This window comes from Gordonia terrae (genome assembly GCF_051789125.1).
Taxonomy (GTDB): Bacteria; Actinomycetota; Actinomycetes; order Mycobacteriales; family Mycobacteriaceae; genus Gordonia; species Gordonia terrae_A.
Genome location: NZ_CP196526.1, coordinates 653,670 through 672,115, shown reverse-complemented (window position 1 = coordinate 672,115; position 18,446 = coordinate 653,670). Strand labels below are relative to the sequence as shown.

The following is an 18,446-nucleotide window of genomic DNA, read 5'->3' as shown; positions in this document are numbered from 1 at the left end:
AGATCCAACAGGGGGGAACCCAGTGTCCGAAGACCGCCAGTCCGTGTGGGGTGCCTCGCGATTCGCCCGACCAGGCGCCGGCTGGGCCGACGTCGGCCGCGGCCTGGCCGAGGTCGCCGCCGCGGTGAGCGAACACCACCACGGAGCGCCTCTCCCCGGCGGCGATCCCGTCGCGGTCCTGGCGGGCGTGACCGCGCTGCTCGGCCCGCACGGCATCCCCGAGAACGGGATCGGCGAGTCCGAGGCCCTGGAGCGACTCGCACGCCTCGTCGCCGAGTACGGTCTCGACCTCACACATCCCATGGCGGCTGCACACCTGCAGCCCGCTCCCCTGTCGGTTGCGGTCGCGGCCGATGCCCTGGCCAGCGCGACGAATGCCTCACTGGACACCTATGATTCGGGTCCGGCCACCCTCGCGCTGGAGACCTGGACCGTCCAGTCACTCGCCCGCATGGCCGGTTTCGGCGAACACGCCGGCGGGGTCTTCAGCCCCGGCGGGTCGATCTCGAATCTGCTGGCGCTGATGATCGCTCGCGATCACACCGCGGCGCGACGCGGTGTCGACGTCCGCCAGGACGGCGTGGCAGCACTACGCCGACCGGTCGTCTTCTGCTCACGCGTCGCCCACTTCTCGGTGCACCGTGCGTGCGCGGCACTGGGTCTCGGCGAGTCCGCGGTCATCCCGGTCGAGGTCGACTCGCACCACCGTATGATCCCGGAGGCACTTGAGGCCGCGATCCGCGACGCCGGCGCCGTCACCCCGCTGGCGATCATCGCCACCGCGGGCACCACCGACTTCGGTACCGTCGACCCGCTCACCGAGATCGCCGACATCGCCGAGCGCCACGAGATCTGGATGCACGTCGACGCCGCGTACGGTTTCGGATCGCTGTTCTCCGATCGGCTCTCCGGACTCCTCACCGGCGTCGAGCGCGCCGACTCGGTCACCCTCGACCTGCACAAGGTCGGGTGGCAGCCCGCGGCCGCCAGCCTCATGCTGCTCTCTGATGCCAACCGCTTCGTGTCCCTCAACCGCTCGGTCGCGTACCTCAACCCCGACGACGACGTCGAGGCGGGTTACAGCGGACTCCTGGGCCAGACCCTGCAGACGACGCGGCGCCCCGATGTGCTGAAGGTCGCGGCCACGCTCATGGCGTACGGCCGCCGCACCCTCGGCGAGATGCTGGAGAAGTGCAACGACCTCGCCGTGTACGCCGAGCAGCGCGTCGCGACCGAACTCCAGCTCGAGCTCATCGCCCCGGTCACCCTCACCACCGTGGTGTTCCGGTACCGGTGCAGTGACCTCGACGCGGTCAACGGCGAACTGCGCCGCAGGCTCATCACCGACGGCAAGGCACTCATCGGACGCACCCAGGTCCGCGTACCCGGCGAGGACGAGCCCCAGACGTGCCTGAAGCTGACCCTGCTCAATCCCGAGACCGCCGAGAGCGACATCGACGACCTGTTCGACGAGCTCCTGCGCGTCGCGCTCGAGGTCGAGTCCGAAGGCAGCGCCGCGCCGGGCGGATCAGCCCCCGCCGGCGGCGCTCGTTCCCACACCGAAGAGATGGTGAGAGTACCCGAATGACCCGTGTCGAGACCGTAGATGTACTGGCGATCGGTTGCGGCCCCTTCAATCTGGGCCTGGCCGCACTCGCCTCCACGCTCGACGACGTGAATCTCCTCGTCGTCGACTCACGCGACGAGTTCCGGTGGCATCCGGGTCTGATGTTCGACGACGCCACCCTGCAGGTGAGTTTTCTGTCGGATCTGGTCACCCTGGTGGATCCCACTCACCCGCTGTCGTTCCTGAACTACATGGCCGACATCGACCGCATGTACCGATTCCTGGTGCGCGAGGACTTCTTCCCCACCCGCATCGAGTACGAGGCGTATCTGCGGTGGTGTGTCGACAGGTTGGACTCGCTGCGTTTCGGCACCACGGTCGAGGAGGTGGTGTGGGATGCCGACGCCGACGCCTTCCGCGTGGCCATCCGCTCCGGGGCCGTCGTCTCGACGGTGATCGCCGCGCACGTGGTGGTCGGCATCGGAACCGAACCGTTCGTACCGCAGGCGCTCTCGTCCGAATCCCCGGCCGTGGTCCACAGTTCCGAGTACCTGTTCGTCCAGGAGAAGGCACTGGCCGCCGACACCGTGACCGTCATCGGCTCCGGTCAGTCGGGCGCGGAGATCGTCGTGGACCTGCTCGAGTCGAACCTGCGCGGCGGACCGGCCGTCCGGTGGTGGACGCGCACACCGTGGTTCGCGCCGCTGGACTTCACCAAGCTGTCCCTGGAGATGACCACACCGGCGTACATGGAGTACTTCCACAGTCTGCCCGAGGCCGCACGCGACCGTATTCGCCCGCAGCACTGGCAGTTCCACAAGGGAGTCTCCACCGACACCCTCGAGCGGCTGCACGATCTGCTGTACCGCCGGCAGCTGCAGGAGAAGCTGAACCCGGTGCAGCTGCGGATCTCGGTCGAGGTCGAGGGGATCGAGACTCTGGCCGACGGCAAGCTGCGCGTCCGCGGACGCCATCTCGACACCGGTTCAGAATTGGCCCACACCACCGACATGGTCATCGCCAGTACCGGCTACCAGGCCCGCCAGGCGGACTTCCTCGCCCCCATCGATGCTCTGCTGCACCGTGATTCGCGTGGTCGCTTGGTCATCGGCGCCAATCACGAGATCGAGACCGACGATGCGCTGACCAACCGCATCTTCGTGGCCAACGCGGAAGAGCATTCGCACGGCGTCTCGGCCCCGAACCTCGACATCGGTGCGGTCCGCAACGCCCGCATACTCAACACCGTCCTCGGACGTGAGGCCTACCGCGTGCCGAAACACACCGCGTTCACCAGCTTCGGCGCCTCAGACGACGACGACATCGTCACCTAGCCGCACGAGCCACCACGGCCCGATCCGCCTCGCGGGTCGGGCCGTCGTGGTTGCACCTCTGATCCCTGATCCGAACGAAGCGACCCACCCCTGCTCCCTGAGGTGCGAGGAGCGATGGCGACGAGCCACGAAGGGCCCGGCGAGGTACGTCGCGAGACCCTTCGAGGCTCGCTTCGCTTGCACCTCAGGGAGCGGAGAATCGGGTCGAAAACGAACTCGCCCTCCGCATTCCGCGGAGGGCGAGTTCGTCAGACCGGGATCAGCTGGTGGCGGCCGCGAACGACGGCTTGAGCAGATCCAGGACGTACGGGATCGAGTTCGGCGACGGCGAGTTGAGGCCGGTGATCTGCGACTGGGTCATGAACGTGACGGCGTTGTCCTGCACTGCCTTCAGATTCTTGTAACCCGGCAGGTTGCGCAGGGTGTCGGCCTGCTGCGGGGTGGCCGTCGCGATGATCAGCACATCGGCGTCGAGCATCGGGACGTTCTCGGTACTCAGCGCGAATCGCGGCTGGCCGGTGCGCTGGTACTCGGCAACCAACTTGGGCGCCATCTTCATGCCCAGATCGGTGAAGAGCTTTGCGGCTCCGTCGTTCTCGTCACCGAGCACGGAGATCTGATCGTTGCCGTACATGAACGCGAAGGCGTAGGTCTTGCCCTTCAGCCCGGGGAACTCCTCGGCCACGTCCGTGACCTTCGCCTTGGTGGCGTCGATGATCTCGGTCGCCTTCTCCGGCTCGTGCAGCACCGTCCCCATCACGGTGACCATGTCCTGCCAGGGATCGATCTCCTGGCCGCTGACGGAGTTCACCGTCGGGGCGAGCTTGGAGATCTGCTGGAACTCGGGGCTGTCGGAGGCGAAGCCCGGCGCGAAGATCAGATCCGGGTCGAGCTTGGCGATGGTGGTCGCATCGTCGCCCTTGGTCGGATCCACGAAGGTCGCGTCGGCGAGCTTCTCGCCGTACCAGGGCTGCAACTCGCCGGTGGCCGACTTCGAGTAGTCGTAGTAGCCGGCCGGCGTCACGCCGAACGACAGAGCCACGTCGGTCCACTGATCGCCCAGCGTGACGATCCGTTCCGGGGTGTCGGGGATGGTGACCGACCGACCGTCGGGCAGGTTCAGTTGCACCGAGCCGCCCTTCGAGTCATCCGAACTCGAACAACCGGCCACCAGGCCCGCGAACAGGAGCACGCTCGCCATGAGCGCGCCGAGACGATGTCGTGAAGTCACGTGAAGATCTCCCAGTGGTTGTCGGTGTCGTTCGGATCGGCGATGCCCGGACCACGGCCGGTCAGCGGCGACCGGCCGGGAACGAGGCGGTTGGAGTCAGGCGTTCAGAGCGAGCAGGGCAGCAGGAGGAAGCCCGCGATGGTGCAGACGCTCTTGTTGGAGAGCTTCCACTTGGAACCGGTCCACACCCAGGTGAGGGCGCGGTTCTGGCTACCCCGGCCGACGATGCTGATCTGCAGCGGCGCGGTCAGGGTGTTCCCGTTGAGCTGCACCGGATTGATCATCTGGTAGCTCAGACCGACGTTGCCGTAGGTGGTGATCGCCGCCGCGACCGCGTCGATCTGACGCAGGGCGCGCTCTCCGCCCTCGAGTTCGGAAGCACGCGCGGCACGGTTGCCCCGCGAGTTCATGATCGTGTTGACCTTGGTGTTCAGCTGTCCCGGCGTCAGCGCGGTCGGTCCGGCGGCGGTCTGCTGCGGCGCCGCGGTGGTGCCCGGTGCGGGAGCAGGGGCCGGCGCGGGCGCGGGGCCGGCTCCGACGGTGCCGCCGCTCTCGGGAACGTTCTCGGCGGCGGGTGCCGCAGCCGGTGCCGGCGCACCCGCGGGCGCGGGCTGTCCCGGCGCGGGCTGCTGGCCTGCGACGGCCTGCTGCGGCAGCGCCGTCTGCGCGGAACCGAGGTTGACCACGGTCGGCTGAGCAGCGTTCGCGGAGTCGTCGCGCTCGCTCACCACGATGCCCACCACACCGATGGTGACGACGATCGCGGAGATGATGGCGGCGACGCCTGCCGACGCCAACACGGTGGGGATGCTGATCCCGCCCGACCGGCGCGACGAACCGGTGTCAGGTTCGTGGTGATCGCCCACGTACGGGTCCTGGTAGTTGACGTCGTTGCTCATGTTGCTCTTTCTCCGTGTGAATGTTCGCCCCCGCCGAGCCGTTGGCCACCATGTATGTTGCGGCCGTCGACCTCGGATTACAAGGCAAGCCTAAGCTCGCTCCCCCGTCAGGTCGACGGGAGGGCCTCCTGAAGCACCTCGTCGAGCGTCGCCACGAACCTCTCGGCATAACCGGGAAGGGCCTGGGAGTCGGTCACGACGCCGAACGTGGTGGAGTGTCCGAGGATCAGGGTGGTCACCGACAACGAGTAGCCGGCCAGCGGCGACAGCGGCGTCAGCGTGACGATCGACTTCCCGAGAACCGACCGCACCTTGGAGAATCCCGGGTTGATGCCGATGTGGATGTCTGGGTGCATGTGCGACATCGACGCATTCACGATCGCCCGCTGCAGTCCCCAGATCGGGGCGCGCGGCAGGTCGTCGGCCGCGGCCAGGAACAGCTCGGGCTTGCGCTCGGCGATCGTCCCCAATTCGCTTTGTGCACGCTCGATCTGACGTGCGAGATCCGGCTCGTTGCCGAGCAGGTTCAGCAATGCCACCGACACCGCGTTGCCCGTGTGCCGGAACTCCTCGTCGAGAGTGACGGGCAGGGTCACCCGGACGACGTCGGGCTGTGATTCCGGGCGCTGGGAGCGGGCCCAGTCGAGCCCGGCCGGCGGGTTGAGGCTGATGGTGCGCCCGATGGCGGCGAGCAGGAACTCGTGGACCGTTGCGTCGTTGCGCTTGGCCGCCTTGCGCAGCGTTCGCGTCGATGCGGTGTACAGGGCGTGTTCGCGCTTGCCCGACTTGGTGAGCGAGGGCCAGGCACGCTTCTTGCCTCCCCCGGCCGCGTGCTGGTCTCCGTAGGCGGCCTTGGCCTCGGTCAGCTTCTCCGGGTCGATCCCGCTGATGCGGAAACGCGGGCTCGTCGCGAAGCGCTCGAACTCGGCCAGGTCCTCGGGTCCGCCGTCGGCGAGCAGTGCCGCGAAGGCCGCACCCGCGATGCCGTCGGAGATGCTGTGGTGCACGCGAAGCAGCAGCCACTGCCCGACGCCCTCCGCGCCCGCGGACGGGGTGAACACGGTGATGTCCCAGAAGGGGCGCGGCCGGGGCAAGGGGGTCTCCAGCAGGGCGGACACCCGTCGCTGCAGATGGGCCCGATCCATGAAGCCCGTCTCCGAGACGTGCTGGCCCGCGTCCCAGCCGTCGTCGGCGAGCACGACCTCAGGTGCGCGCCACCGCCCGTTGCGCACACCCATGCGGAAGATGTCGAACAGTCCGGCACGCTCACGGACGCGAGCGCGCACCTCATCGAGACCGAGCAACTCGCCCTCGGTGTCGAGCTGCAGGATCATCGACCAGTGCATCGGTGCGCTGTCTTTGTCCATGTGCAGGTAGGTGTGGTCGGGCCGAGCGAGTTCGGTCACGCGCGCATCGACCGGGGTGCTGGCTGAACTGTTCATGGATGACCGCCTGGGAGGAGACGACGCGTCAGAGCGTCGGGGTGTCGGAACCGGTGGACCCGGTCGGGACGAACATGGCCTGGTAGCGCTCCGTGTCGGGCTTCATCGCGGCAGCGACGAGCTCCCACAGCACCTCGTCGGTGCCACCACCGACTCGTGCGAGTTTCATGTCCCGCCACCAGCGCTCGATGGGGACACCGGTCTCGAGGTAGCCGATCCCGCCGAAGATGTGCAGGCACTCCGACGCGACCTCCTCGCCGAGGTTGGCCGCGGTCGCCTTGAGGGCTGCCGCGGTTCGGAGGTTGATCTTCCCCTGAGCGGCAACACCGTCGAGTGAGTAGCTCAGCACGTCCACACGCGCCTGCAGATCCGCGAGACGCAGCCGCAGAGCCTGGTGGTCGTAGAGCCGTTTGCCGAACTGTGTGCGGTCCATCATCCGGGCGAGCGTCACACCGATCATGACGTCACATGCGGCGGCGATCTGGGCGGCCACCGAATACCGCTCGTGCGCCAGGCCCCAGCTGATGATGGCCAATCCGGTTCCGGGACGGGCGATGAGCGCCTCCTCCGGAATCCAGGCGTCGATCGTGACGGGTGCGGTGTCCAGCGGGCCGGCACCGAGTTTCCGGTAGGGCTCGCCCACACGCACCGACTCGATCGGGACCGCGGCCAGGGCGACGTTGCCTCCGGTCTCGGGTCCGTCCTCGACGCCCCGGCAGACCACGAACACGTGGTCCGCGATCGGTGAGAGCGACACGAACTTCTTGTGCCCGACGACGCGGTAGCCGCCGTTCTCCGGCATGACCCGCGTCTCGGATTTCTGCAGATCCGACCCGCCCTGCTCCTCGGAGGCGCCGATGCACAGCACGACCTCGGCGGTCATCGCCCGCTGGGCGAGATCCTTGAGGTAGTCGTTACGTCCGAAGCGCCGGAGGATGGCGATCGCCGAATCATGCAGGCTGACACCGACACCCATCGCCGCCGAGCCCAGCGAACCCAGACGGCGGCCGAGGGCGAAGTGGTCGTGCAGATCGGTGAGCTTGCGGTCCTCCCACTTGCGGGTGAAGACACCGGCCTCGCCGAGGTGCTCCAGGAGCGGCCGAGGGAAGTGGTGATCCCGTTCGGCCTGTTCGGTCCAGGCGGTGACCTTCTCGTCGAAGGCGGCGTCGAGCACATCCGTGTAGGACTGCACTACGTCGATTCGGGCTGGGGTGTCCAGGCTCATGTCGGTTCGGGTCATCTCAGGCCGGGGTGCCGGCCTTCAGCCGGATGAGGTCCTCGAGATCCCCGACGGTCTTGGACTCGAACAGTTCGCGCTCGGACAGCTTCACACCGAGACGCTCCTCGATGGCCACGACACCGATGGCGAAGGCCACCGAGTCCAGGCCGAGGTCGTCGATCAGCCGCGAGTCGCGGCTGACGTCGCCGAGCGCGAGGTCGAGGTCCTCTTCGAGGATGCCGCGCAGGGCTTCGGTGATGTTGTCGGACATGTGGTGACTCCTGAGATGGTGATGTTCGGTCGAAAGTATCGGGTGATCAGCGCGGGACCACGTAGGGGGCGACGCTGCCCAGCTTCTCGCACGTCTCGGTGAACTCGCGCTCGGGCGTGGACTCGGCGACGATCCCCGCCCCGGCACGCAGCCACGCGCCCGCGCCGGAGGAGAAGATGGTGCGGAGCGCGAGGGTCGCCTCGAGTTCGCCGGTGGACGACACGGTGAGGATGGCGCCCGAGTACAGGCCACGGCGCCGCGGCTCCAGGCGGTCGATGGCCTCGACGGCGGGCGTCTTCGGGATGCCGGAGGCGGTGATCGACGGGAAGACGACTTCGAGCGCACGCCAGGGTGTCTCGTCGGCGGCGAGGACACCACGGACCGTCGAGGCCAGGTGCTGGACGCTGCCGCGCTCGCGGACCTCCATGAATTCGCTCACCGCGGTGGTGCCCGCGGTGGCGATCGAGGCGATCTCGTCGAAGCACGCACGCACCGACATCGCGTGCTCGGCGATCTCCTTGGAGTCCGACAACAGCTCGGCCCGCGCGGCGGCGTCCCGTTCGGCCGAGATCCCGAAAGCGCGTGTGCCGGCGAGTGGTTCGGTGACGACCGTCCGGTCGTCGTGTACCGCGACGACGAGTTCGGGACTGAATCCGGCGGCCTGCAGGTCACCGAGGGAGAGCAGATAGCTGCGTGCGGGGTTGTTGTCGGCGCGACCACGGGCATACGTGGCCGGGATGTCGACCTCGAACGGGATGTCCACGGCACGCGACAGGATCACCTTCTGATACTGCCCCGCATGGATCTCGGCGACCGCGGTTGCCACCCGCCCGCGATAGTCATCGGGGTCGGAGTTCACATCGACGGGTCGCGATTGCGTGGACACCGTTGCGGTGGAGGCGATCTCGAGGAGTCTACGAGCCAGGTCGGCGGGCGCCGAACCGGTGTCGACGCCATCGGCATCGACGAACGCCTCGAACTCGGGAACGATGAGGTGGGCGAGCACGGTGTCTTCGGGGACCCGGTCGAGGATGCCGTGATAGGGCGCACAGAAGTCGAAGCCCACCCAGCCGTAGACCCGCCAGTCCGGGATCGAGAGGGACGCGGTCGCATCGGCGAGCGCATCGGCGGGATCGCCCCGCCACGCGGTGGTCGTCCGGTTGCCCTGATCGTCGACGATGACCTCGCCGCGGGTGATCACAACCCGGGCCCGGACACCGGCCGCGAAGGTCCAGCGACGGTCGCGCTCATAGACGACGTGATCACCGAACTCACCCGAGGCCGCCCAGGCTGCGGTGATGCGCGCGGCGTCGGACTCGCTCAGCGGCGACGCCGGCGCCGGCAGGTCGACGAACTCCGCGGTGTGCGATTCGGTTGTCAGCGACATGTCCTTCGTTCCTCCGGTCGTGATGCACTCGAGCACCGATGATCTTAGGGAATCTTAGGGCAGCCTAATCAAACCAACCCCCCGGGGTCGAGAGCGGCCCCGCGCACGCACTCCGACCGGTAAGGTTACCCTATCCTGGCTGTGTTTGAATGGCATCATGCCGACGCACCCCGACCCCGTGACCGACCTGCTCGACGGCTTCGCACCGCACACCGATGCGCTGGCGCAGATCTATCGGGACGCGAAAGTCTTCCGTGACCGCCCTCTGTTCGCCGCATTCGACCTCGCGGCCGAGCGGGCACCGGATGCGCCGGCCGTCACCGACGCATCCGTCGATGGCCCCCGCACGCTCACCTATGCGCAGTTCCGCTCGGAAACGGTGCGCCGCGCTGCCGGTTTCGTCGACGCCGGGCTGCTGGCCGGCCAGCGCGTCGTCCTGCAGCAGAACAATTCGCTCGACTTCGCGGTGACCCTGTTCGGACTGCTCCGCGCGGGCATCGTCCCGGTGATGACGTTGCCCGCCCATCGGATCACCGAGATCGCCCATCTCGCGGCCGGTGCGGGGGCCGTCGCATACATCACCGAAGACGGTCGGCGGGGGTACGACTTCCGCGAGCTGGCAGCCGAACTGCAGGCGCGTGTACCCGGGGTCGCGCAGGTGTTCGTGGCGGGTGACCCGGGATCCTTCAGCCCGCTCCCCGACGCCGACCCCGACGTCGTCGACCTCCCGGCCGATCCGGACCCCGACCTACCCGCACTGTTCCTGGTGTCCGGCGGCACCACCGGACTGCCGAAACTGATCGCGCGCACGCACAACGACTACGACCTCAACGCCCGACTGTCGTCGGACATCGCGAAACTCGGACCAGACGACACCTACCTCGTGGCACTGCCGGCCGCACACAACTTCCCACTGTGCTGCCCCGGCCTCCTGGGCACCCTGGGTGCCGGCGGGCACGTGGTCTTCGCCGACAACCCCAGCCCCGACAACACCTTCGACCTCATCGAGCGACACCGGGTGACGGTGACCGCCCTGGTGCCGGCGCTCGCGCAGTTGTGGTGCGCCGCAACCGAGTGGGAGGCCGCCGACATCAGTTCGCTACGGCTCCTGCAGGTCGGCGGTGCCAAGCTGGCTCAGCCCGATGCGGTGGCCCTCGACGCCGCTCTCGGCGATGTCGTCCAGCAGGTGTTCGGCATGGCCGAGGGGCTCATCTGCTACACCCGCCCCGACGAGTCGCGCGAACTGATCCATGAGGTACAGGGCTCGCCGATGTCCGAGTTCGACGAGGTGCGCGTCGTCGACGAGAACGGTGCCGACGTCCCCGACGGCGAGGAGGGCGAGCTGCTCGTCCGCGGTCCGTACACGATCCGCGGCTACTACCGCGCCGATGCGCACAACGAGAAGTCCTTCACCCCTGACGGCTTCTACCGTTCCGGCGACAAGGTCACCCGTCTCGCGTCGGGCCACCTGGCGGTGACGGGCCGGATCAAGGACACCATCGTGCGCGCGGGAGAGAACGTCGCGGCAGACGACGTCGAGGAGAACCTGCTCGCGCATCCGTCGATCCGGCAGGTCGCCGTGGTCGGCCTCCCTGACGATGCCCTCGGCGAGAAGATCTGCGCCGCGGTCGTGCTGTCACACGAGCACCCGCCGGCCCAGCCGCTCGAACTCGCGACCCTCCGCACGTTCCTCGCCGAGCGAGGACTCGCGTCGTTCAAACTCCCCGACGTGGTCCGCATCGTGACGACGCTTCCGATCACCGCCGTCGGGAAGATCGACAAGAAGGTGCTCCGCGAGACCCTGCTGTCCGTCGACTGATCCCCGCTGTCAGACGGGCGCGAGCGTGACGACGCCCGGGTGAGTGTCGATGTAGTGCTTCGTGAAGGAGCACACGGGACGCAACCGCGCCCCTTGATCTCGGGTGTAGTGGATGACCGTGCGGGTGAGCCGCGTGGCGAGCCCGTGGCCGCTGTACTCGTCGTAGAGCACGGTGTGCAGAACGGTGATCGTGGTCTGTCCGTCGACGGTCTCCGTCGAGTACCCGACCACGCCCACGAGGTCGCCCGCGACCCACAGTTCGAATCGGTCGCGGTCGGGATTGTGTACCACCTGCGATATCTGCTGCAGGATCGATTTCGCCGACTGCGGTGGCCGCTGGCGATACTTGCGTCGCACCTATCCCTCCTCACTCCGAGATCCGTTCACCACGCCAGCGATGGATGGCCGGCACCAGGCGCCGACACACCATCCTGTGATTCGGGTCACACAGTACCTTACGGAACCGTAACTGCCGAGAGGCACGCCTCGCTGCCTCGGATCGATACGCATCCGGTCTCCGTGCACGACTCCGCCGGGTGACCCGTTGTAAGGTGGCGGACGCATCACAACCACACCGCGGGGGCTCTCACGATCACCGAGGGCTGAGATGGCGACGGGCGGTCGCCGACCGCTCGAACCTGTCCGGGTAATGCCGGCGTAGGGAGAACCGCCATGGGCACACGTGTATCTCGCACCCGAATCAGCACCGCACCCGCGGACTCGGGGTACCTCACCCTGGGCCCCATCGAGGGCAGCACCAAGCACTATCTCGAGGTGGACCACCTGCGCGTCCCGCAGCGCCGAATCCACCTCACCAACGGCGAGCACCTCGACGTGTACGACACTTCCGGTCCGTACACCGACTCGGGAGCGCATATCGACATCGACAAGGGCCTGCCTCCGACCCGCGACAGCTGGCACCGGCCCGACCCGATCGACGGGGCGAGTACGCAACTCGCCTGGGCGCGAGCGGGAATCGTCACCGATGAGATGAAGTACATCGCCGCGCGCGAAGACGTCGACGCCGAACTCGTCCGTTCCGAGGTCGCAATCGGCCGCGCGGTGATCCCCGCCAATCATCGGCACCCGGAGTCCGAACCGATGATCATCGGCAAACGGTTCGCGGTGAAGATCAATGCCAACATCGGGAATTCGGCGGTGCGCAGTTCCGTCGCCGACGAGGTCGAGAAGATGGTCTGGGCCACTCGCTGGGGTGCCGACACGATCATGGATCTGTCCACCGGCGCCGACATCCACACGACGCGCGAGTGGATCCTGCGCAACTCCCCGGTCCCGGTCGGCACCGTGCCGATCTATCAGGCCCTCGAGAAGGTCGACGGCGACCCGGCTTCGCTGACCTGGGAAATCTACCGCGACACCGTGATCGAACAGGCCGAACAGGGCGTCGACTACATGACCGTGCATGCGGGCGTGCTGTTGCGCTACGTTCCCCTGACCGCGCGGCGGGTCACCGGCATCGTCTCGCGCGGTGGCTCGATCATGGCCGCCTGGTGCCTGGCCCACCATCGAGAATCGTTCTTGTACACCCACTTCGACGAGCTGTGCGAGATCTTCCGCCGCTACGACATCACGTTCTCCCTCGGGGACGGCCTGCGGCCCGGTTCGATCGCCGACGCGAACGACGAGGCGCAGTTCGCCGAACTCCGCACCCTCGGCGAACTGACGTCGATCGCCAGATCCCATGGGGTTCAGGTGATGATCGAGGGCCCCGGCCACGTTCCGATGCACAAGATCACCGAGAACGTGCGCCTCGAAGAGGAGCTGTGTGACCAGGCCCCGTTCTACACCCTGGGCCCCCTCGCCACCGACATCGCTCCTGCCTACGACCACATCACCTCCGCGATCGGCGCTGCGATGATCGCCCAGGCCGGTACTGCGATGCTCTGCTATGTGACCCCGAAGGAGCACCTGGGGTTGCCCGATCGCGACGACGTCAAGGTCGGCGTGATCACCTACAAGATCGCCGCGCACTCGGCCGATCTCGCCAAGGGCCATCCGCGCGCGCAGGACCGCGACAACGCGTTGAGCAAGGCGCGCTTCGAGTTCCGCTGGACCGATCAGTTCAACCTCGCACTCGACCCGGACACCGCTCGCGCCTACCACGATGAGACCCTGCCCGCCGAGCCCGCCAAGACAGCGCACTTCTGCTCGATGTGCGGCCCCAAGTTCTGCTCCATGCGGATCTCGGCGGATGTCCGCGCCTACGCCGAAGAACACGGCCTCGTCACCGCCGAGGACATCGACCGGACGATCGCGGAGGGCATGGCGGCGAAGTCGGCCGAGTTCGCCGAATCCGGCAACCGGGTGTACCTGCCGCTCGAGACCGTGGGCGGCGCCTGATGTACCCGGTCGACGAAGAACGACGCCCGGTCGACGAAGTACGACGCCCAGTCGACGAAGTACGACGCCCAGTCGATGCGAATCGACGCACGCTCGACGAGGAGGCCTTCGCGGGGCTCCCCCTCGCGCGGCTCGGCTCCGCCCCCGTACGGGTGCTGACCATCGCCGGTTCGGACTCCGGCGGCGGTGCCGGCATCCAGGCCGACATGCGCACCTTCGCGATGCTGGGCGTGCACGGCAGCGTCGCCGTGACCGCGGTGACCGTCCAGAACTCCCTGGGCGTCACCGGTTTCCAGGAGATCGCCCCGGGCACCGTCGCGGCGCAGATCGACTCGGTCATGCGTGACATCGGGGCCGGTGCCGCCAAGACCGGGATGCTGGCGTCGGCGCCCATCATCGACGCGATCGTCGACCAGTGCGGGGCGAGCGGCATCGGCCGGGCCACTTCGGTTCCGCTCGTCGTCGATCCGGTGTGCGCTTCCATGCACGGCAATCAGCTGCTCGCCGACTCCGCCCTCGACACGTTGCGCGACAGACTGTTCCCGCTCGCGACGGTGGTGACCCCGAATCTCGACGAGGTGCGGCTCATCACCGGCATCGACGTCACCGACGCCGCCTCCCAACGTGATGCCGCGAAGGCACTGCTCGATCTGGGGCCGCAATGGGCGCTGGTCAAGGGCGGCCATCTGCGGTCGTCGGATCACTCACCCGATCTGCTCTACGACGGCACAGAGTTCGTCGAACTCGATCACGAGCGCATCGACACCGTGCATGACCACGGGGCCGGGGACACCCTCGCCGCCGCCATGACCTGTGCACTGGCACACGGTCATCCGGTCCCCGAGGCGGTGACGTTCGCCAAGAACTGGGTGACGAGGTGTCTGGCCGCTGCGTACCCGCTCGGGGGCGGGCACGGCCCGGTCAACCCGCTCTGGCGGCTGGGCGGGTCCGCGAACGCGCGCGCCTGACCGGGGCAACCGGTCAGGCGCGTCTCGTCGCGGTCAGGCCGCGGCGGTACCGAGCGCCTTGGACTTCAGGTGCTCGAACTCCTGCGGCGTGATGGCGCCGGAGTCGAGAAGCGCCTTCGCCTCGGTGATCTGTTGTGTCGGCGACGTGCCGGCCACGGACTTGATGTACTCATCGGAGGCCTGCTTGGCCTCGCTGTAGGCCTCCCGCTGACGCTCGGCCATCCCCTTGCCCTTGGCCAGCAGGTACACGATGGCCGTCAGGTACGGGAGGATGATCAGGAAGATCACCCACGCCGCCTTCTGCCAGCCCGACGCCGCCTTGTCACGGAAGAGGTCGGCGATGATGTGCCACAGGACGATCAGGTATGCGACGAACGCGAAGATGACGATCGTGTACCAGATGAAGTCCCAGAACGAGTCCCACATGGGATGTCTCCTTGGTCTAGAAGAAGCGGGGTCGTGCGTTGTCGACCCCTGAGCCGGTAAGAGCATGTCACAGCAATAGGCTCGGCAGAGCGGCCACAGCGAAAGTTGTCCGTGAAATCGTGGCATCGTGACATGAAGTACACATGGACCACCCGAACATGACACTCCCGAAGGGCGACATGGACTCTCAGGCTGCACCGACCGAGGTGGAACTCGGACTCGACACGTTCGGGGACATCACCGCGAATTCCGACGGCACTCTGCGCACGGGAGCCCAGACCCTGCGCGACCTCCTGGATCAGGCCGTCCTCGCCGACGGGGTCGGCGTGGACTTCCTCGGTGTCGGTGAACATCACCGCGACGACTACGCCGTGTCGGCACCCGAAGTGGTGCTGGGGGCCATCGCGGCGCGCACCACCCGGATGCGGCTGGGTTCGGCTGTGACCGTACTCAGTTCCGACGACCCGATCCGGGTGTTCCAGCGCTTCTCCACCGTCGACGCACTGTCGTCGGGGCGCGCGGAGGTGATCCTGGGACGCGGTTCGTTCACCGAGTCCTTCCCCCTCTTCGGCCACGACCTCGCCGACTACGAGGAACTCTTCAGCGACAAGCTCGCGCTGTTCGCCGAGCTCCGCACCGGCGAGCCGGTCTCGTGGTCGGGTTCGACCCGCCCACCGCTGCAGGCCCAGAAGGTGTACCCCGAGCTGGCGACTCCCCCGCTGCCGACGTGGATCGCGGTCGGCGGCAGCCCGGAGTCGGTGGTCCGCGCGGCGTCGTACGGGCTGCCGCTGATGCTGGCCATCATCGGTGGTGATCCGCTGCGGTTCCGTCCCTACGTCGATCTCTATCACCGCGCGATCAAGGAGATGGGTAGGCCGACGCTGCCCGTCGGGGTGCACTCCCCCGGGCACGTCGCCGAGACCGACGCCCAGGCGCGCGACGAGTTGTGGCCGCACTACCGCGAGTACGTCGGGCGGATCGGCCGCGAGCGCGGGTGGCCACCGCCCACCCACATCGAGTTCGAACGCTCCACCGGACCGGGAGGCTCGCTCTACGTCGGATCACCCGAGACGGTGGCGCGCAAGATCGCATCCACCGTCCGCGCACTGGGTTTGAGCCGCTTCGACATGAAGTACTCGCACGGGACGCTCGGCCATGCAGAACTGATGCGGAGCATCGAGTTGTACGGTACGAAGGTCATCCCGCGCGTACGGGAGCTGCTCAGCGCCGAGTCAGGGTGAGCTGGAAGTCGCCGGCCGGGTCGGTCCACGTCGCCTCGACGGACAGGCCCGACGATTCGAGTTCGCTCTGCAGCGCACCCGGTTCGAACTTGGTGCTGATCTCGGTGTGGATCTCCGTTCCGGCGGGCACCCGCCACGACCGTCCGAGCGCTCCGAAGTACGCATCGACGTCGCGGCGGGCGCGTAGCCACATCTCGATGCGGTGCTCATCGGGGTTCCACCGCGCGATGTGCTCGAAGTCGTCGACGTAGAGTCCGCGCGCATCGAGGCCGGTGCGCAGCACCTCGATCATGTTCCGGTTGAAATCCGCTGTGACTCCCGCCCTGTCGTCATATGCGGCCACCAGACGCCCGGTGTCCTTGATGAGGTCGGTGCCGAGCAGGAAGTAGTCGCCGGGCGCGAGTGACGCGGCGAGCCGTCGGTAGAACCCGGTCCGCTCGTCGGGCACGAAGTTCCCGATGGTGCCGCCGAGGAACACCGCGAGCCGAGGCCCATCGGACGCCGGCAACTCGAGATCCGGTTCGGTGAAATCGGCGACGACCGGCACGACGTCGATCTCGGGATAGTCGGCGGAGAGCACTTCCGCGGTGATGGTGAGCATCTCGGTGCTCACGTCGACGGGCACGTAGGTCAGGCGCCGGTCGGCGCCCATGGCCGCACTGAACGCGTCGAGCAGCAGGCGCGTCTTGGTCGAGGTGCCCGATCCGAGCTCGACGATGACCTCTGCCCCGGTCGTCGCTGCGATCTCCGCGGATCGTGCACGGAGGATGGCGGTCTCGCGACGCGTCGGGTAGTACTCGTCCAGCCGCGTGATCTCGTCGAACAACTTGCTGCCGCGTTCGTCGTAGAGCCATTTCGTCGGCAGGGTCGGCGGGTTCTGCCACAGGCCCGACAGTGCGTCGGCGGCCAGACCGCTGGTGGTGGTCCCGGAATCGACGCTCGCGTCGCTGTCGAGGGTCATCGGGCGAGCCGCAGCCCCGAGTAGACCCAGCGCGACGGCGCCGGGAAGAAGTTCCGATACGTGATGCGCTCATGGCCGACGGGGGTCACCGCACCGGCACCGCGGAGCACGTGCTGATCGGACATGAACTTGCCGTTGTACTCGCCCACCGCGCCGTTGGCCGGCACGAACCCGGGATACGGGAGGTAGGCGCTCGCGGTCCACTCCCAGACGTCGCCGACCATGGCCGAACCCGCGCGGCCGGGGTGACACCGCTGTGGATCGAGAAGCATGCCACGCTCGTCACCCAGCGAGGCCGCGGCGATCTCCCACTCGAACTCCGTGGGCAACCGGGCGCCGGCCCACCGTGCGTAGGCGTCGGCCTCGTAGAACGAGACATGCAGGACGGGCTCGTCGAGGACGAGGGGGCGTCGTCCGGACAGTGTGTAGGTCGTCCATTCCGCGTCCCGGTCGGTGGACCCGGCTCCGGCCTCGTTCCGCCAGTAACCCGGGGCGTCCCAACCGGTCTCGCGGATCTTCGCCCAGCCGTCGGACAACCAGAACTCGGCACGGCGATAGCCGTCGTCGGCCATGAACTCCAGCCAGTCCGCGTTCGTCACGGTGCGGTCGGCGATCTGGAAATCCTCCAGGTACACGCGGTGCCGGGGCCCCTCGTTGTCGTAGGAGAATCCGTTGCCCAGCGCGCCGATCTCGTGGACGCCACCGCCGAATTCCCGCCAGCCCAGCGGTTTCGGGGCGCCCGGTTCGTCCGGTTCGCGGTCGACGTACACCGGGGCGAACACGTTCGTGGAGAACAGATGCTTGATGTCCATGAGCAGGAGCTCCTGGTGCTGCTGCTCGTGATGGCACCCCAGCTCGACGAGCTCGAGGGTCGCGTCGTCGAGACTCCCGCGTTCGAGCCGGTCGACCATCGCGGCGTCGACATGTTCGCGGTAGCGCGTCACGTCGCGCACCCCCGGTCGCGTGACCAGGCCGCGATCGGGACGCGGATGTCGTTCTCCGACAGCCTCGTAATAGCTGTTGAACAGATACCGGAAGGACTCGTCGTAGACCCGGTAGCCGGGATCCCGCCGGAGGATGAACTCCTCGAAGAACCAGGTGACATGCGCGCGATGCCATTTCGCGGGACTGGCCTCGGTCATCGACTGCGGCGTCTGGTCTTCGGGTGACAGCCTTGCTGCCAGCGTGTCGGTCAGCGCGCGGACATCGACGAACCGCTGCACGGCGTCGCTGCGGGAGTTCTGCGTCGGCGTGGCGCCATTCACAGGCACGTCATGCGCGGACTCGGGACGGATCGACGGTTCGGTGATGCTCACTGGA

Annotated in this window: 16 protein-coding genes and 1 riboswitch; of the genes, 6 read left to right on the top strand and 10 right to left on the bottom strand. The window is 67.7% G+C overall.

Annotated features, from left to right (window positions below):
• Nucleotides 1–22 precede the first annotated feature (22 nt).
• The gene (locus tag ACSUZC_RS03085) at nt 23–1,588 is read left to right on the top strand and encodes a pyridoxal phosphate-dependent decarboxylase family protein (RefSeq protein WP_439031458.1); all 1,566 of its coding nucleotides are present in this window, start codon (nt 23–25) and stop codon (nt 1,586–1,588) included.
• Nucleotides 1,585–2,901, top strand: coding sequence for a lysine N(6)-hydroxylase/L-ornithine N(5)-oxygenase family protein (locus ACSUZC_RS03080; protein ID WP_439031457.1), 1,317 nt, complete (start codon nt 1,585–1,587; stop codon nt 2,899–2,901). The genes ACSUZC_RS03085 and ACSUZC_RS03080 overlap by 4 nt, the downstream gene beginning before the upstream one ends.
• A 259-nt stretch (nt 2,902–3,160) precedes the next feature.
• Here ACSUZC_RS03080 and ACSUZC_RS03075 read toward each other — a convergent pair whose 3' ends face one another.
• From ACSUZC_RS03075 to ACSUZC_RS03050, 6 genes are all read right to left on the bottom strand, one after another.
• Nucleotides 3,161–4,132: an ABC transporter substrate-binding protein gene (locus tag ACSUZC_RS03075; RefSeq protein WP_439031456.1), complete on the bottom strand. Its 972-nt coding sequence runs from the start codon at nt 4,130–4,132 to the stop codon at nt 3,161–3,163.
• Nucleotides 4,133–4,236: 104 nt separating this feature from the next.
• Nucleotides 4,237–5,031 (bottom strand): hypothetical protein, encoded by a 795-nt coding sequence (locus tag ACSUZC_RS03070; RefSeq protein ID WP_439031455.1) that lies wholly within the window; start codon nt 5,029–5,031, stop codon nt 4,237–4,239.
• A gap of 107 nt (nt 5,032–5,138) precedes the next feature.
• The gene (locus ACSUZC_RS03065) at nt 5,139–6,473 is read right to left on the bottom strand and encodes a wax ester/triacylglycerol synthase domain-containing protein (RefSeq protein WP_439031454.1); all 1,335 of its coding nucleotides are present in this window, start codon (nt 6,471–6,473) and stop codon (nt 5,139–5,141) included.
• 28 nt (nt 6,474–6,501) lie between these two features.
• Nucleotides 6,502–7,698, bottom strand: coding sequence for an acyl-CoA dehydrogenase family protein (locus tag ACSUZC_RS03060; RefSeq protein ID WP_439032979.1), 1,197 nt, complete (start codon nt 7,696–7,698; stop codon nt 6,502–6,504).
• Between the two features lie 16 nt (nt 7,699–7,714).
• Nucleotides 7,715–7,963 carry an acyl carrier protein gene (locus tag ACSUZC_RS03055; protein ID WP_439031453.1) on the bottom strand — a complete coding sequence of 83 codons (249 nt, stop codon included), beginning with the start codon at nt 7,961–7,963 and terminating at the stop codon, nt 7,715–7,717.
• A 46-nt stretch (nt 7,964–8,009) separates the two neighbouring features.
• Entirely contained in the window at nt 8,010–9,350 is a 1,341-nt protein-coding gene (locus ACSUZC_RS03050; protein ID WP_439031452.1) for a salicylate synthase, read from the bottom strand.
• Between the two features lie 157 nt (nt 9,351–9,507).
• Here ACSUZC_RS03050 and ACSUZC_RS03045 point away from each other — a divergent pair, with 157 nt between their 5' ends.
• Entirely contained in the window at nt 9,508–11,169 is a 1,662-nt protein-coding gene (locus tag ACSUZC_RS03045) for a (2,3-dihydroxybenzoyl)adenylate synthase (protein ID WP_439031451.1), read from the top strand.
• Nucleotides 11,170–11,178: 9 nt separating this feature from the next.
• Here the strand turns inward: ACSUZC_RS03045 and ACSUZC_RS03040 are convergent, their stop codons facing one another.
• Nucleotides 11,179–11,526 carry a GNAT family N-acetyltransferase gene (locus ACSUZC_RS03040; protein WP_439031450.1) on the bottom strand — a complete coding sequence of 116 codons (348 nt, stop codon included), beginning with the start codon at nt 11,524–11,526 and terminating at the stop codon, nt 11,179–11,181.
• 218 nt (nt 11,527–11,744) lie between these two features.
• Nucleotides 11,745–11,834: riboswitch (TPP riboswitch) on the top strand.
• Between the two features lie 7 nt (nt 11,835–11,841).
• Between ACSUZC_RS03040 and thiC the strand changes: the two genes are divergently transcribed.
• On the top strand, nt 11,842–13,530 hold the full coding sequence (thiC, locus tag ACSUZC_RS03035; RefSeq protein WP_439031449.1) for a phosphomethylpyrimidine synthase ThiC: 1,689 nt from the start codon (nt 11,842–11,844) through the stop codon (nt 13,528–13,530).
• On the top strand, nt 13,530–14,498 hold the full coding sequence (thiD, locus tag ACSUZC_RS03030; RefSeq protein WP_439031448.1) for a bifunctional hydroxymethylpyrimidine kinase/phosphomethylpyrimidine kinase: 969 nt from the start codon (nt 13,530–13,532) through the stop codon (nt 14,496–14,498). The genes thiC and thiD overlap by 1 nt, the downstream gene beginning before the upstream one ends.
• A gap of 33 nt (nt 14,499–14,531) precedes the next feature.
• On the opposite strand, the gene ACSUZC_RS03025 is transcribed toward thiD, so the two are convergent.
• Nucleotides 14,532–14,924, bottom strand: a complete 393-nt coding sequence (locus tag ACSUZC_RS03025; RefSeq protein ID WP_439031447.1) for a PLDc N-terminal domain-containing protein — start codon at nt 14,922–14,924, stop codon at nt 14,532–14,534.
• 179 nt (nt 14,925–15,103) lie between these two features.
• Here ACSUZC_RS03025 and ACSUZC_RS03020 point away from each other — a divergent pair, with 179 nt between their 5' ends.
• The gene (locus ACSUZC_RS03020; protein WP_439032978.1) at nt 15,104–16,165 is read left to right on the top strand and encodes an LLM class flavin-dependent oxidoreductase; all 1,062 of its coding nucleotides are present in this window, start codon (nt 15,104–15,106) and stop codon (nt 16,163–16,165) included.
• On the opposite strand, the gene egtD is transcribed toward ACSUZC_RS03020, so the two are convergent.
• Entirely contained in the window at nt 16,146–17,126 is a 981-nt protein-coding gene (gene egtD / locus ACSUZC_RS03015) for an L-histidine N(alpha)-methyltransferase (protein ID WP_439031446.1), read from the bottom strand. The genes ACSUZC_RS03020 and egtD overlap by 20 nt on opposite strands.
• Nucleotides 17,123–18,442, bottom strand: a complete 1,320-nt coding sequence (gene egtB, locus ACSUZC_RS03010; RefSeq protein WP_439031445.1) for an ergothioneine biosynthesis protein EgtB — start codon at nt 18,440–18,442, stop codon at nt 17,123–17,125. Before egtB ends, egtD begins: the two co-directional genes overlap by 4 nt.
• Nucleotides 18,443–18,446: the final 4 nt, after the last annotated feature.